Origin of the sequence: Klebsiella sp. HMSC09D12 (genome assembly GCF_001808475.1) — a bacterium.
Classification (GTDB): domain Bacteria; phylum Pseudomonadota; class Gammaproteobacteria; order Enterobacterales; family Enterobacteriaceae; genus Klebsiella; species Klebsiella oxytoca.
In genome coordinates, this window is sequence record NZ_KV793499.1 from 1 (window position 1) to 965 (window position 965).

The window sequence follows — 965 nt, forward strand, 5'->3', positions numbered from 1 at the left end:
ACAGCGACTCGGATTCGGACAGCGATTCGGACTCCGACAGCGATGCCGATTCGGATAGCGACTCGGATATCCCGCAAGCCAACGCGGATACCAATACCGCTCTGATCTTCGAGAATCATGACAACCTCGAGGGCCTGAACGGTACGATTACCCAACTGACAGGCGTGAACTTGCTTGGTGTGGTCGATGTTTCGTTGCTTAGCGGGAACAACTTTGATTTTACGGTTGCGAGTGGAACGACTCAGGATGTGGCGCTGGATATCTCCGGCGGTACTACGCTGAGCTCGGCGGCGCTGATCAATACGCTACTGCTTCTGCTGGGTGGGACGGATACCTTCAAAGCCGATCTCGCGGTGATTAATACGGTGACCGGAGAAGTGGTTGCGCTAGCATCGAATGCGGTGACTATTACGGCGGGAGGCGTCAGCCTGGATTACAGCGGCAGCGCCAGCTTCAGCGACCTGCCGGAGGGGAACTACACGGTAGTGATATCGTCGCCGACGAATACTGGCCTGCTGCCGACGTTGGTAAACTTCCTGGCGAATATCAGCGTAGCGACAGCGGTCGATGTGGCGGTAACCGACTCTGTAGGATACGAATCCGCGATCATCAGCGGTAACGTACTGCAGACGGATGCTGGCGGAGACGTAGGTGATATCGGTACGGGTATTACTGTGACCAGCATCGTTGCATCCTCGGTTTCGGGGGCATCGGCGCAGCAGGTTAGCTCAGGAGGAACGATCGTTGAGGGCGCCTACGGTAAGCTGGTGATCTATGCCGATGGTACTTATACCTATCAGGCGACCGGAGATGCTGATTCAGTCGGGCAAACGGAGGTATTTACCTACACCATCACGGATGCGGATGGCGATACGGCTACCACAACGCTGACCATTAATATCGGCCTGGCTGATGATACGGATAGCGATGCCGATTCTGACTCCGACAGCGATTCGGATTCAGAC

The 965-nt window shown here is 55.8% G+C and carries 1 protein-coding gene; it reads left to right on the forward strand.

Annotated features, from left to right (window positions below; translation table 11 throughout):
- The coding region (locus HMPREF3178_RS20835) for a VCBS domain-containing protein (protein WP_228705143.1) at nucleotides 1-965 on the forward strand (965 nt) is incomplete at both ends.